We start from the raw sequence: 14,287 nt of genomic DNA, 5'->3' as shown, positions 1-14,287 counted from the left end.
CGTGGAGAACCTGATTGCGCTGCTGATCGCGGCGCCATTGCTCGGAGCGGCCCTCCTGTTGTGCGGCGGCCGGCGTCTCGACGCCGTCGGACAGTGGATCGGCACGCTCCTGTCGTTCGTCTCCTTCGTCTTCGGCGTGATCCTCTTCGCCGATCTGCTGGGCAAGGACGCCGAGAGCCGGACCCTCACCCAGCACCTGTACAGCTGGATCCCGGTCGAGGGCTTCCAGGCGGACGTCGCCTTCCGCCTCGATCAGCTGTCGATCACGTTCGTGCTGCTGATCACCGGCGTCGGCTCGCTGATCCACCTGTACTCGGTCGGGTACATGGAGCACGACGAGCGGCGCCGCCGCTTCTTCGGCTATCTGAACCTGTTCCTCGCGGCGATGCTGCTGCTCGTCCTCGCCGACAACTACCTGCTGCTGTACGTCGGCTGGGAGGGCGTCGGTCTCGCCTCCTACCTGCTGATCGGCTTCTGGCAGCACAAGCCCAGCGCCGCCACGGCCGCGAAGAAGGCCTTCCTGGTCAACCGCGTCGGCGACATGGGCCTGTCGATCGCGATCATGCTGATGTTCCTGTGGTTCGGCACCTTCGCGTTCGGACCGGTGCTCGGCACCGGCGAGGAGGCCGGACTCGCCGCCGACACGAGCGAGGGCAGGCTCACGGCCATCGGCCTGATGCTGCTGCTCGCCGCGTGCGGCAAGTCCGCCCAGGTGCCGCTGCAGTCCTGGCTCGGTGACGCGATGGAGGGCCCGACCCCGGTCTCGGCCCTCATCCACGCCGCGACGATGGTGACTGCGGGCGTCTACCTGATCGTCCGCTCCGGAGCGATCTTCAACGCGGCGCCGGACGCACAGTTGGTCGTCACCATCGTCGGCGCTGTCACGCTCCTCTTCGGTGCGATCGTCGGTTGTGCGAAGGACGACATCAAGAAGGCGCTGGCCGGCTCGACCATGTCGCAGATCGGCTACATGGTCCTCGCCGCGGGCCTCGGCCCCATCGGCTACGTCTTCGCGATCATGCACCTGGTGACGCACGGCTTCTTCAAGGCCGGGCTGTTCCTCGGCGCCGGTTCGGTCATGCACGGCATGAACGACGAGGTGGACATGCGCAAGTACGGCGCTCTGCGCAAGTACATGCCGGTCACCTTCGTCACCTTCGGCCTCGGCTATCTCGCGATCATCGGCTTCCCCGGCCTGTCCGGTTTCTTCTCCAAGGACAAGATCATCGAGGCGGCGTTCGCCAAGGGCGGCACCGAGGGCTGGATCCTCGGCGGCTGCGCGCTGCTGGGCGCGGCCATCACGGCGTACTACATGACGCGCGTGATGCTGATGACGTTCTTCGGCGAGAAGCGCTGGCAGCCTGACGAGAAGGGCAACGAGCCGCACCCGCACGAGTCGCCCAAGGTCATGACGATCCCGATGATCGTGCTGGCCGTCGGGTCGGTGGCCGCCGGTGGGTTCTTCAGCATCGGCGAACGCTTTGTGCACTGGCTGGAGCCCATCACCGGGTTCGAACATGGCCACCCGCCGATCAGCGCGGGAGTCGTCACCGGCGCGACCGTCGCGTGCATGGTCATCGGCGTCGCCATCGCCTACGGCCAGTACGGCCGCCGGCCGGTCCCGGTCGTCGCCCCGCGCGGGTCGCTGCTCACCCGGGCCGCCCGGCGCGACCTGCTCCAGGACGACTTCAACCACGTCGTCCTCGTGCGCGGCGGCGAACACCTCACGCGCTCCCTGGTGTACGTCGACCACACCCTGGTCGACGGCGTCGTCAACGGCACGGCGGCCTCGGTCGGCGGCCTGTCCGGACGGATGCGCAAGCTCCAGAACGGCTTCGCACGGTCGTACGCGGTCTCGATGTTCGGCGGTGCGGCGGTCCTCATCGCCGCGACCCTGTTGATGAGGGCGGTCTGATACCGATGTCCTTTCCTCTGCTGACAGCTACGGCGGTGCTCCCGGCGATCGGGGCGATCGCCACGGCCGCCGTACCGGCCGCCCGGCGCACCGCCGCCAAGTGGCTGGCGCTGCTCTTCTCGCTCGCCACACTCGCCCTCGCGATCACCGTCCTGGTCCGCTTCGACCCGGACGGCGACCGCTACCAGCTCACCGAATCCCACGCCTGGATCGCGGAGTTCGGGGTCCGGTACGAACTCGGCGTGGACGGCATCGCGGTGGTGCTGATCGCGCTGACGGCGCTGCTGATGCCGTTCATCATCCTCGCGGGCTGGCACGACGCCGACCCGCTGGAGACCGGCAGCAGGCGCTGGCGGCCGACGCAGGGCTTCTTCGCCCTGATCCTGGCCGTCGAGGCGATGGTGATCCTCTCCTTCGAGGCCACCGACGTCTTCCTCTTCTACATCTTCTTCGAGGCCATGCTCATCCCGATGTACTTCCTCATCGGTGGCTTCGGGGACCGTGCCCACGAGCACGGCGAGAAGGTGGCGTCCACGCAACGGTCGTACGCCGCCGTGAAGTTCCTGCTCTACAACCTGGTCGGCGGTCTGATCATGCTGGCCGCGGTGATCGGCCTGTACGTGGTCGCCGGGAACTTCAGCCTCCAGGAGATCGCCGAGGCCCGCGCCAACGGCACGCTCGACATGGCGACGAACACCGAACGCTGGCTGTTCCTCGGCTTCTTCTTCGCCTTCGCGGTGAAGGCGCCGCTGTGGCCACTGCACACCTGGCTGCCCAACGCGATGGGGGAGGCCACCGCACCGGTCGCCGTCCTCATCACCGCGGTCGTCGACAAGGTGGGCACCTTCGCGATGCTCCGCTTCTGCCTCCAGCTGTTCCCGGAGGCGAGCAAGTGGGCGACGCCCGCGATCCTCGTACTGGCGCTGATCAGCATCATCTACGGCGCCCTGCTCGCGGTCGGGCAGCGGGACATCAAGCGGCTGGTGGCGTACGCGTCGATCTCCCACTTCGGCTTCATCATCATGGGCATCTTCGCGATGACCAGCCAGGGCCAGTCCGGCGCGACGCTCTACATGGTCAACCACGGCATTTCCACGGCCGCGTTGATGCTGGTGGCCGGATTCCTGATCTCCCGGCGCGGTTCGCGGCTCATCGCCGACTACGGCGGAGTGCAGAAGGTCGCCCCCGTGCTCGCCGGCACCTTCCTGATCGGCAGCCTGGCGACCCTGTCGCTACCGGGCCTGGCGCCCTTCGTCAGTGAATTCCTCGTCCTGGTCGGCACGTTCACGCGCTATCCGGTGATCGGAATCATCGCCACCTTCGGCATCGTGCTCGCCGCGCTCTACACGCTCGTCCTCTACCAGCGGACGATGACGGGCCCGGTGAAGGCGGAAGTCTCCGCGATGCCCGACCTCAGGGTGCGTGAACTCGTGGTCGTCGCTCCGCTGGTCGCACTGCTGATCTTCCTGGGCGTCTACCCGAAGCCCCTCACGGACATCGTCAACCCGGCGGTCAAGCAGACCATGTCCGACGTACAGAAGAAGGACCCCCAGCCCGAGGTGGAGGCCGCCAAGTGAGCGCATCAGCTGTCCACAGCCTGTGGACAACCGCGGCCGATCCGATCTCGAAGATCGACCCACCGAAGATCGAGTACGGACAATTGTCGCCTACCTTGATCATCGTCGGAGCGGCGATCGTCGGGGTACTGATCGAGGCGGTCGTCCCGCGCAAGGCCCGTTACTACGCGCAGGTGTTCGTCTGTGTCGTGGCGCTCGTCACCGCCTTCGCCGCGGTCGTGGCGCTCGCGGCCGGCGGATACGCCACCACCAAGGCGGGCATCGCCGCGATGGGCGCGATCGCCGTCGACGGACCGGCCCTCTTCCTGCAGGGCACGATCCTGCTGGCGGGCCTGGTCGGCCTGTTCACCTTCGCCGAGCGGCGACTCGACCCGGAGGCGCACGGCAACCGGGTCGACTCCTTCGCCGCACAGGCGGCGTCCGTGCCGGGCAGCGACAGCGAGAAGGCCGCGGTGAAGGCCGGGTTCACCACCACCGAGGTGTTCCCGCTGCTGATGTTCGCGGTCGCGGGCATGCTGATCTTCCCGGCGGCCAACGACCTGCTGACGCTGTTCATCGCGCTGGAGGTCTTCTCGCTCCCGCTGTACCTGATGTGCGCGCTGGCCCGCCGCAAGCGGCTCATGTCGCAGGAAGCCGCGGTCAAGTACTTCCTGCTGGGTGCCTTCGCGTCCGCGTTCACACTGTTCGGCATCGCGCTGCTGTACGGGTACGCGGGTTCCGTGTCGTACGCGACGATCGCGCAGGTCGTCGACGGTACGGTCCCGGACGTCACCCCGGCGCTCGCGGACACGATGGGCAACGACGCGCTGCTGCTCGTCGGCGCCGCGATGATCGTCATGGGCCTGCTGTTCAAGGTGGGCGCGGTGCCGTTCCACATGTGGACGCCCGACGTCTACCAGGGCGCACCGACGCCCGTGACCGGCTTCATGGCGGCGGCGACGAAGGTGGCGGCGTTCGGCGCGCTGCTCCGCATCCTCTACGTCGTGCTGCCCGGCCTGCGCTGGGACTGGCGGCCGGTCATGTGGGGCGTCGCGATCGTCACCATGCTGGGCGGTGCGATCGTCGCGATCACGCAGACCGACATCAAGCGGCTGCTGGCGTACTCGTCGATCGCGCACGCGGGCTTCATCCTCGCGGGTGTCATCGCGACCACTCCGGACGGGGTGTCGTCCGTCCTCTTCTACCTGGCCGCCTACTCGTTCGTGACGATCGGGGCGTTCGCGGTGGTGACGCTGGTGCGCGACGCCGGCGGCGAGGCGACGCACCTGTCCAAGTGGGCCGGTCTGGGCCGTCGTTCACCCATGGTCGCGGCCGTGTTCGCGGTGTTCCTGCTGGCCTTCGCCGGTATCCCGCTGACCTCTGGCTTCGCCGGGAAGTTCGCCGTGTTCAAGGCGGCGGCCGAGGGCGGGGCGGGCCCGCTGGTCGTGGTCGGTGTGATCTCGTCCGCGATCGCGGCGTTCTTCTACATCCGCGTGATCGTCCTGATGTTCTTCAGCGAGCCGAACCCGGAGGGGCCGACGGTGGCCGTTCCGTCGCCGCTGACGATGACGGCGATCGGGGTGGGCGTGGCGGTCACGCTGGTCCTGGGTGTGGCGCCGCAGTACTTCCTGGATCTGGCCGGCAACGCGGGGGTGTTCGTGCGCTGACCTGGCGCACGCCTGCACGGCGGTGGCCCGGCTTCCCTCGGGGGATGCCGGGCCACTGTGATGTGGTGGGGCGCGCACCGTGGTGGAGCGCGCCATGGGGTGGGGCCCACGAGGGGGGTGGGGCCCACGAGGGGGAGCCCGCCCTTGCCGATGGCTCAGAGCTATCGCTCATTCACGGACGGGTGAACGGTGAGCCTGTGGATAACTCCGGCGCTGTCGGTGGCGGCCCCTATCGTGGAGGCAGTGGTCGAGGGTCGACGTACGGGGGACATGGCGATGGGTGCGACGGGCGGGATCAGCGAGATGCCAAGGGTGAGCGAGGTGGCACAGGCCGGTGATGGCGAGGTGCTGGCCGCGCTGCAGCGGGTCTTCGGGTACGAGGCCTTCCGCGGCGAGCAGGAAGGCGTCATCGAGCATGTGGTGGCCGGCGGGGATGCCGTCGTGCTCATGCCGACCGGCGGCGGGAAGTCGCTGTGCTACCAGATCCCGTCCCTGGTCAGACCGGGTACCGGCATCGTCGTCTCGCCGCTCATCGCCCTGATGCAGGACCAGGTGGACGCGCTGCGGGCGCTCGGCGTGCGCGCCGGGTTCATCAACTCCACGCAGGACTTCGACGAGCGGCGCGTGGTGGAGGCGGAGTTCCTCGCGGGCGAGCTGGACCTGCTCTACCTGGCGCCGGAGCGGCTGCGGGTCGAGTCGACGCTGGACCTGCTGTCGCGCGGCAAGATCGCCGTCTTCGCGATCGACGAGGCGCACTGTGTGTCCCAGTGGGGGCATGACTTCCGCCCGGACTATCTGGCCCTGTCACTGCTGGGCGAGCGCTGGCCGGACGTCCCACGCATCGCGCTCACGGCGACGGCCACGCATGCGACGCACCAGGAGATCACCCAGCGGCTGGACATGCCGAGTGCCCGGCACTTCGTGGCGAGCTTCGACCGGCCCAACATCCAGTACCGGATCGTGCCGAAGGCGGACCCGAAGAAGCAGCTGCTGAGCTTCCTGCGCGAGGAGCACGCAGGCGACGCCGGCATCGTGTACTGCCTGTCGCGGAAGTCCGTGGAGGCGACGGCCGAGTTCCTGAGCCGCAACGGCATCGAGGCGGTGCCGTACCACGCCGGTCTGGACGCGGGCACGCGGGCGGCGCACCAGTCCCGGTTCCTGCGGGAGGAGGGGCTGGTCGTGGTGGCGACCATCGCCTTCGGGATGGGCATCGACAAGCCGGACGTGCGGTTCGTCGCCCACCTCGACCTGCCCAAGTCGGTCGAGGGCTACTACCAGGAGACAGGCCGCGCCGGCCGCGACGGACTCCCCTCCACGGCCTGGATGGCCTACGGCCTCAACGACGTCATTCAGCAGCGCAAGCTGATCCAGTCGGGCGAGGGCGACGAGGCGTTCCGGCGCCGGGCGGCCTCCCACCTGGACGCGATGCTCGCGCTGTGCGAGACCGCGCAGTGCCGGCGTGGTCAGTTGCTCGCCTACTTCGGCCAGGATCCCGATGCGACGGGCTGCGGCAACTGCGACACCTGCCTGACACCGCCGGAGACCTGGGACGGCACCATCGCGGCGCAGAAGGTGCTGTCGACGGTGGTGCGGCTGCAGCGTGAGCGGGGACAGAAGTTCGGGGCGCTGCAGATCGTCGACATCCTGCTGGGGCGGCGCACCGGCAAGGTGATCCAGTTCGATCACGACCAGCTGTCCGTCTTCGGCATCGGCGAGGAGCTGGCCGAGGGCGAATGGCGGGGCGTCGTCCGGCAGTTGCTGGCCCAGGGGCTGCTCGCGGTGGAGGGCGAGTACGGCACGCTCGTGCTGACCGAGGCGAGCGGGACGGTGCTGCGGCGGGAGCGGGAGGTGCCGCTGCGCAAGGAGCCGAAGAAGCCGGTGACCTCGCGGTCGGCGTCGGGGTCCGCCGGGTCCGGGCGCGGAGAGCGCAAGGCGAAGGCCGCGGTGGTCGAGCTGCCGGAGGCGCTGGTGCCGGCCTTCGAGGCGCTGCGGGCATGGCGTGCCGAGCAGGCTCGGGAGCAGGGGGTTCCGGCGTATGTGATCTTCCATGACGCTACGTTGCGGGAGATCGTGACGGTGTGGCCCGCGTCCGTGCGTGAGCTCGGGAGCGTCGGCGGCGTCGGCGAGAAGAAGCTGGCCACGTATGGGGAGGGCGTGCTCGAGGTGCTGACCTCGGTGCGTGGCGAGTCCGGTGCGGGGGCGACGGCGGGGGCGGCGGCCGAGTCGAGCCCTGGCCCTGGGACCCATGACGGGGCGGACGACTGGCCCGAGATGGAGCCGGAGCCCGAGCCGGAGGACTGGGCCTAGGAAGAGCCACCCTCGAGGGCGAGCGCTCGTCGGCGACGACGGTCAGCTCAACGCCGTCAGCCCCGGAGCGAACGTGATCAGTAGCGGGAGCAGCGGTACCAGCGCTGCCAGCGTCGTGGTGAGGGCCCGGTTGCGACGGCCCAGACGTGGGGGTGGCTGAAGGAGGCGGTTGACGCGTTCGCCCAGGAGGCGGTTGGTGGACGCGCAGGACAGGACGCCTCGGTGCTGGTTGAGCTCGATCAGGGCCAGCGCCGTCGTCAGGTGACCGCAGCGGCGGGAGGCCGTGTCGTCGGCGGCCAGTTCGACCAGGCGGTGGGTCTGGTCGCAGAAGTGGGCGAACAACGGGATGTGGGGGAATCCGGTGGCAAGCGCGGTCGAGAGGTGCAGCAGCCAGTCGTGGTGGGCCCGGGCGTGGCCACGCTCGTGGGTGAGGACGGCGTCGAGCTGGTGGTCGGTCAGGCGCTGCAGGGCGCCCGTGGTGACGATCAGCTGGGGCGGGCTGCCGGGCATCCACCAGGCGTCGGGGTACTCGTCCTCCAGCACCAGCAGCGGGCCCCGCGCCGCGCCCAGGCCAGCCGGCAGGTCGGGGGCGCGTTCGAGCAGGTGGGCCCTGGCCCGGCCGCGCCGCCGACGGGCCTCGACGAGCTCGCGGGCCAGCATCGCGGTCGTCCAGGCGGCACCGCCGGCCAGCAGCAGAGTGAGGGCCACCGCCCAGGCGGGCGCGGTCGAGAGGTCGTACGCCTCGGTCACCGACGGCGGCGCCGGAGCGAAGAGCTGGGCGCGTACCGTGCCGAAGACGGCGGCGGTGCCCAGGGCCAGGGCCGTCAGGCAGCACAACAGGACCGTGGCGACCAGGCACTGCCACACCCAGAGCGCGACCACGGGTTCCCGTTCGGGCCAGGATGCCCGGGTCAGCGCCTGGGGGACGGGTACGGCGGCCGTCAGGGCGACGACGCTCAACAGGAGCAGGCAGACGGTCATGCCAAGGGCTCCGGATCCTGGTCAGGGAAGGTGCGGGGGCGGCAGTACGGGGCGGTGGGTTGCGAGCGCCGGTTGCGGCTCGGCTCCCACCGCCAGTCAGTATGACGGTGACCATCGCAGGAGTCAGGGGAAAAGACTCGCCGAATGCCCGGCACGGGTCCGCCCGGCGTCACTGCGTCCCGCCCCGTCACCTCACGACGCCACGATTCACGACGCCACGATCCGTCCCGTCACCTCCCCCAGTCCGACCCGAACCCCACCGGGGCCCGGGGCCCAGGCGGACAGGGTCACCACGTCGCCGTCCTCCAGGAACGCCCGCTTGCCGTCCGGGAGTTCGAGAGGGTCCCGGCCGTTCCAGGTCAGCTCCAGCAGTGAGCCGCGCTCGCGTTCCGTCGGGCCGCTCACCGTGCCCGAGCCGTACAGGTCGCCGGTGCGCAGGGAGGCGCCGTTCACAGTCATGTGGGCGAGCTGCTGGGCGGCCGTCCAGTACATGGTGGAGAAGGGGGGCTCGGAGACGACGTGGCCGTTGATGGCCACGGAGATACGCAGGTCGTAGCCGCCGGGCTCGGCTTCGGGGCCGGAGTCGTCCAGGTAGGGCAGCAGAGGGTGCGTCCGCCCCGGCGGTGCCACTCGCGCCTCTTCCAGCGCGTCCAGCGGGGTGATCCACGCCGACACCGACGTGGCGAAGGACTTGCCGAGGAACGGGCCGAGGGGGACGTACTCCCAGGCCTGGACGTCGCGTGCCGACCAGTCGTTGAGCAGGCACAGGCCGAAGACGTGCTCACGGAAGTCGCCCAGCGCCACCGGCTTGCCCATCTTTGAGGGCGTGCCGACCACGAAGCCGACCTCGGCCTCGATGTCGAGGCGGACCGACGGGCCGAAGACCGGCTCCGGATCAGTGGGAGCCTTGCGCTGGCCGGACGGTCGTACGACGTCCGTGCCGGAGACCACCACCGTGCCGGAGCGGCCGTGGTAACCGATCGGCAGGTGCTTCCAGTTGGGGGTGAGGGAGTCCTCGGCGTCGGGGCGGAAGATCTGGCCGACGTTGCGGGCGTGGTTCTCGGAGGCGTAGAAGTCGACGTAGTCCGCGACCTCGAAGGGGAGGTGGAGGGCGACTGAGGACAGCGGGTGGAGGAGGTCCGCGAGGGCCTCCTGGTGCGCCGGCACCGTCACCCATGCCGTCAGGGCGCGTCGTACGTCCGACCACGTGGTGTGGCCCGCGGCGAGCAGCGCGTTCAGGGAGTCCTGGGCGAGCAGCGGGGCGTACGGCGAGCCGAGTGCGTAGGCCGCCTTGCCCGCGTCGAGGACGTGGTCGCCGAGCCGGACGCCGACCCGTCGCGCGGAGTCCGAGCCGGGAAGGGAGAAGACGCCGTACGGAAGGTTGTGCGTGCCGAAGGGGTCGCCCTCGGGGAGATCGAAGGGGGGCATGGGGTGCTGCCTCACTCTCATACGCTCCGTGCCATGTGGTCGGGCCACACGTTACGGGTGAGGCGAGGGTCTTGGGCAGTACGGAACTCGCGTCGCGGGGCCGGCGAACCAGCAGGTCGCCGCGCTCGGCCACATCGACAGGACACGATTCGGTGCCGTTCAGGAGCGTGCCGGCACCACGTGGGGGTGAAATGGCCACAAGCAAAAGGAAGTTGCCTGCACGGAATCAGAACTGGAACCGGAACAGGTGTCAACACATGTGAACACAGCAGCCGTCCGGTTCGAGTCGAGTCGATGGGGCCTCCTGTCCGTATTCTCTGATCATGGCCCGACCCATCGCATATTCACTCATCGCCACTGACCTGGACGGGACGCTGCTCCGAGGCGACGACACGCTCTCCGACCGTTCCCTCGACGCGCTCGCACAGGCGGCGGCGGCCGGTGCGCAGCACCTCGTCGTGACGGGGCGGCCGGCGCCCAGAGTGCGCCCGCTCCTCGACGTCCTGGGCAGCCGGGGGCTCGCGGTGTGCGGACAGGGCGCGCAGTTGTACGACGCCGGAGCGGACTGTCTGCTGTGGTCCATCACCCTGGACCGGGAGTTGGCGGAGACCGCGCTCGGCAAGATCGAGGCCGAGGTGGGGCAGGTGTACGCGGCCGTCGACCAGGACGGCGTGGACGGGCTCACGCTCATCGAGCCCGGGTACCTGATGCCGCACCCCACCCTGCCCGCCGTACGCGTCCGGCACCGCGACGACCTGTGGTGCGAGCCGATCAGCAAGGTGCTGCTGCGCCATCCCACCCTGTCCGACGACGAGTTGGCGGCGACGGCGCGGTCGGTGGTCGGCTCCCTCGCGACGGTCACCATGTCGGGGCCCGGGACCGTCGAACTCCAGCCATGCGGCATCACGAAGGCGACCGGCCTCGCACTCGCCGCCGAGCATCTCGGTCTCGGCGCGCGCGAGACGATCGCCTTCGGGGACATGCCCAACGACATCCCCATGTTCGACTGGGCCGCCCGCGGGGTGGCGATGGCCAACGCGCATCCCGAACTCAAGGCGGTCGCCGACGAGATCACCCTCTCGAACGAGGACGACGGCATCGCCGTCGTCCTCGAGAGGCTGTTCGCGGGGAGCCTGGCCGACTTCGCCCAGTAGGGCACGTCGTCGGCGGCCAGGCCCCCGCGCCCGGGCCTAGTAGGGACCGTTCACGTTGTCGATCGAGCCGTAACGCGCGGCCGCGTAGTTGCACGCGGCCGTGATGTTCGCGACCGGGTCGAAGGGGTCGTACACCGTCCCCGGCACGTGGTACGACGCGAAGGTCGGGTCGATGACCTGCAGGAGGCCCTTGGACGGGGTGCCCGCGACGGCGTTGGAGTCCCAGTTGTTGATGGCCTGGGGGTTGCCGGACGACTCGCGCATGATGTTGCGCTGAATGCCCTCGTACGAACCCGGAATTCCGTTTTGCGCCATGATGTCCAGCGCGTTGCGGATCCAGCCGTCGAGGTTGTTCGGGTACGTCTTCGCGGACGACTGGGTGGCCTTGGCGACGTTGGACTTCTTGGCGGGCGCGGACGCCTTGTCGGCCGACTTGCCCGGCGAGCTCGCCTTCTTCGTCGCCCTGACCTCCAGGTCGAGGCCGGGGTGGATCAGGCGGGGGTCGTCGCCGATGGCCTTGCGGTTGTCCTTGTAGAGCTGCTTCCAGCCGCCCTGCGCGTCGTACCGGTCGGCGATGCCGTAGAGCGTGTCGCCCTTCTTCGTGGTGTACGCGACGGTCTTGGCCTTCACGGCGGCCTGGGGAGCGGCCTGCGCGACGGTGGGGGCCTGGGCCGGCTGTGCGGCGCTCGCGGTGGTCGCGCTCAGGAGCGGGATGGCGAGGGCGGCGGTACCGGTGCCGGCTGCGATGACGTGCCGGGTGAGCGGGTTGGTGCGGGGGCGGCGGTGCTTGCCTCGGGGCATGGCGCTGTTCCTCTCCGGCGCCTACGAGGTGAGCTGTCGGGTTCGGGCGGGAGATGCCCGGCCGCGCCGCCGTGTGGCGGTGCGACTTCACCCCGAGCCGGTCCGGTGCACCATCAAGGCGTCCGGTCCGGCGACTTACCTGGGTCCCCCGCTCCTGCCGTGCGTGAGTGAGTTGCGTGGGTGGGTGGCTCGGGCGGCGGCAGGATTAGGCGTCCGCCCGACTGAGCGGGAACGTATGCGAGAGCACATGCCCGGAACAAGTGCCGTGGTCACTGTCGTGCTGTTTGACCATGGTCTGGTGCGAATGGGTCGCTTGATCCTTTGCGGTTGCCAAGCCTCAACTTGCTTTGGAAGCAAGGGGAGACGCGGGTGTGCCGAGTTGGTTCCATGAATGTGCGTACGTGACCCAACTCACTGGCATCCACAAGCGCGGCAAATCGGGCAATGAATCCAACTCGCCTTTAACCGGCTGTCCGTGGAGTCCGTTTCTCCCATGTCCGGTGGAAAAGTACCTCTTCGCCCTCCATGCAGATCACCTCGTTGGAGGCGATGAAGTCATGCCGGTCGCAGCTGATCTCCGAGCGTGTGCGCACGGTTGCGTCCCATCCCAGCTCCGGGCGGTGCAGGCGGATCGACCAGTCCGAGCGGGTGCGGGCCGACAGGGGGTCCCACTCGTTGATCGTGTACGTCTCCAGCGCTTCCTCGGTGAACTCCAGGCCGTCGGGGTACACGCGCGTGCCGCCGTACCGGGGGTCGACCTCCAGGCGCCACTCGCCCTTGGCCACGTCCCGCACGACGAGGCGCTCGGGGCGGGGCTCGTCCAGCGTGATGGGGGAGTTCACGCCGAGCGGTTCCGCCTGTTCCGGTTCCTCGAAGGTGATCGCTGTGCCGTCCGCCGATTCGTCCAACGCGCGGGCGCGGACCGGAAGTTCCAGTGAGCTTCCCGACGGTTCCAGGCCGAAGCCCGCCGCCGAGACCGGCTGGGGCCAGATCCACGGCCAGTACGCGGAGGAGACAGCCAGGCGGATGCGGTGGCCGGGCGGGAAGGCGTGGCCGATCCCGTTCAGCTCGAAGGTCACGTCCTCGGTGGCGCCCGGCTCCCACGGCACCGCGCGGTCCCGGCCGTGACGCGCCGACAGGTTCAGCACGCCCCGCGTCACCAGGGTCGAGGAGCCGTCCGGCGCCACGTCGCAGAGCCGGGCGACGACCTGCCCGCGCGGCACCTCCGACGTCAGCCGCAGCCGCACCTTCGGCCGCCCCAGCACCCAGGTCTCCTCGCCCACTTCGAACTCGAAGCACGCCGACCGCGCGTCCTCCTCCCGCTGGTCCGGCGGCAGGTCGGCGTCGTTGCCGAAGGGGAAGAAGCGGCCGGCGTCGATGCCGGTGTGCATGGGGGAGCGGACGAGGACGGCGGCGCCCTGGAAGGCGTACGTCACCGCGCGCACGTGGGGAGAGGGCCAGGCCGGCTCGCCGACCCAGCGGCCGGGCAGCGTGGGGTACACCGTGGCCGGGCGGTGCGAGTCGCTGACGTACGAGCGCAGCAGGGGCTCGGCCATGACGCCCGTGTCCTCGTCCTTCAGCCAGTGGTCCCACCAGCGCAGCGTCTCCTGGAGGAAGCCGATCGCCGGGCCCGGCGGCAGGCCGCGGTCGGGGTACTGGTGGGACCAGGGGCCGATCAGGCCGCGCACGCGGTCCGCCGGCAGGTGCTCGACGAGACGCAGGACGGTGTCGCGGTACGGGTCGTGCCAGCCGCCCACCGCCAGGACGGCGGCGTCGATCGCGCCGTAGTCCTCGCAGACGCTCCCGTGGCGCCAGTACTCGTCGCGCGTCTGGTGGCCGAGCCAGGTGTGCAGGAACGGTTCGACGGCCTCCAGCCGCTTGAGCCACATCTCCCGCCAGGCGTCCCCGGCATACTGCGGGTCCGGCGGGCGGGCGACGAAGGCGAGCATCGTCGAAGCCCAGGCGTGCATGTCGACGGCGAGGACGGAACCTCCCATGTAGTGCACGTCGTTGTCATAGCGATCGTCCGTGGAGCAGACCGTGACGATCGCCTTGAGCGGTTCGGGCGCGAGGGCCGCGATCTGGAGGGAGTTGAAGCCGCCCCAGGAGATGCCGAACATGCCGACCCGGCCACTGCACCAGGGCTGGGCGGCCAGCCAGTTGACGACCTCGACCCCGTCGGCGAGTTCCGTCGCCGAGTACTCATCGGTCGGCGTGCCCTCGCTGTTGCCGTGCCCGCGGATGTCGACGCGCACGGAGGCGTAGCCGTGGCCGGCGTACCAGGGGTGGCGCTGGTGGTCGCGAGGCGCGGTCCAATCGGTCAGGCGGTACGGCAGGTACTCGAGGAGCGCCGGTACGGGCTCGTCCGTCAGGGGGCGCCACACGCGCGCGTACAGCAGGGTCCCGTCCGGGAGCGGGATGCGGAGGTCGTGATGAGTCGTCTCGTAGGGGAAGGACGTACGGATGTGCATGAGCGGT

General features: G+C 69.8%; 9 protein-coding genes and 1 riboswitch. Of the genes, 5 read left to right on the top strand and 4 right to left on the bottom strand.

The genetic code is table 11. The annotated features are described in order from the left end of the window. Position 1 precedes the first annotated feature (1 nt). From nuoL to recQ, 4 genes are all read left to right on the top strand, one after another. A complete protein-coding gene (nuoL, locus tag OHO27_RS16955) occupies positions 2 to 1,915 on the top strand; it encodes an NADH-quinone oxidoreductase subunit L (protein ID WP_328424774.1) in 1,914 nt (637 codons plus the stop codon). Positions 1,916 to 1,920: 5 nt separating this feature from the next. After that, complete coding sequence (locus tag OHO27_RS16950) at positions 1,921 to 3,492, top strand: NADH-quinone oxidoreductase subunit M (RefSeq protein ID WP_328424772.1); 1,572 nt, start codon at positions 1,921 to 1,923, stop codon at positions 3,490 to 3,492. Beyond that, on the top strand, positions 3,489 to 5,138 hold the full coding sequence (gene nuoN / locus OHO27_RS16945; RefSeq protein WP_328424770.1) for an NADH-quinone oxidoreductase subunit NuoN: 1,650 nt from the start codon (positions 3,489 to 3,491) through the stop codon (positions 5,136 to 5,138). The genes OHO27_RS16950 and nuoN overlap by 4 nt, the downstream gene beginning before the upstream one ends. 276 nt (positions 5,139 to 5,414) lie before the next feature. Beyond that, on the top strand, positions 5,415 to 7,445 hold the full coding sequence (gene recQ, locus OHO27_RS16940) for a DNA helicase RecQ (RefSeq protein ID WP_328430463.1): 2,031 nt from the start codon (positions 5,415 to 5,417) through the stop codon (positions 7,443 to 7,445). 42 nt (positions 7,446 to 7,487) lie between these two features. Here the strand turns inward: recQ and OHO27_RS16935 are convergent, their stop codons facing one another. Together OHO27_RS16935 and fahA are read right to left on the bottom strand one after the other, a co-directional pair. Next, positions 7,488 to 8,426 carry a M56 family metallopeptidase gene (locus tag OHO27_RS16935; RefSeq protein WP_328424768.1) on the bottom strand — a complete coding sequence of 313 codons (939 nt, stop codon included), beginning with the start codon at positions 8,424 to 8,426 and terminating at the stop codon, positions 7,488 to 7,490. Between the two features lie 207 nt (positions 8,427 to 8,633). Next, positions 8,634 to 9,854 carry a fumarylacetoacetase gene (gene fahA, locus OHO27_RS16930; protein ID WP_328424766.1) on the bottom strand — a complete coding sequence of 407 codons (1,221 nt, stop codon included), beginning with the start codon at positions 9,852 to 9,854 and terminating at the stop codon, positions 8,634 to 8,636. A 323-nt stretch (positions 9,855 to 10,177) separates the two neighbouring features. On the opposite strand from fahA, the gene OHO27_RS16925 reads away from it, so the two are divergent. After that, positions 10,178 to 11,008, top strand: coding sequence for an HAD family hydrolase (locus OHO27_RS16925; RefSeq protein ID WP_328424764.1), 831 nt, complete (start codon positions 10,178 to 10,180; stop codon positions 11,006 to 11,008). A gap of 36 nt (positions 11,009 to 11,044) precedes the next feature. Here OHO27_RS16925 and OHO27_RS16920 read toward each other — a convergent pair whose 3' ends face one another. Together OHO27_RS16920 and OHO27_RS16915 are read right to left on the bottom strand one after the other, a co-directional pair. Next, positions 11,045 to 11,809, bottom strand: a complete 765-nt coding sequence (locus tag OHO27_RS16920; protein WP_328424762.1) for a transglycosylase SLT domain-containing protein — start codon at positions 11,807 to 11,809, stop codon at positions 11,045 to 11,047. A gap of 5 nt (positions 11,810 to 11,814) precedes the next feature. Next, a riboswitch (cyclic di-AMP (ydaO/yuaA leader) is annotated at positions 11,815 to 11,989 on the bottom strand. 281 nt (positions 11,990 to 12,270) lie between these two features. Continuing rightward, the gene (locus tag OHO27_RS16915; RefSeq protein ID WP_328424760.1) at positions 12,271 to 14,280 is read right to left on the bottom strand and encodes a CocE/NonD family hydrolase; all 2,010 of its coding nucleotides are present in this window, start codon (positions 14,278 to 14,280) and stop codon (positions 12,271 to 12,273) included. Positions 14,281 to 14,287 lie beyond the last annotated feature (7 nt).

The organism is Streptomyces sp. NBC_00443 (assembly GCF_036014175.1).
Classification (GTDB): domain Bacteria; phylum Actinomycetota; class Actinomycetes; order Streptomycetales; family Streptomycetaceae; genus Streptomyces.
This window is presented reverse-complemented; position numbering and strand designations above follow the sequence as displayed.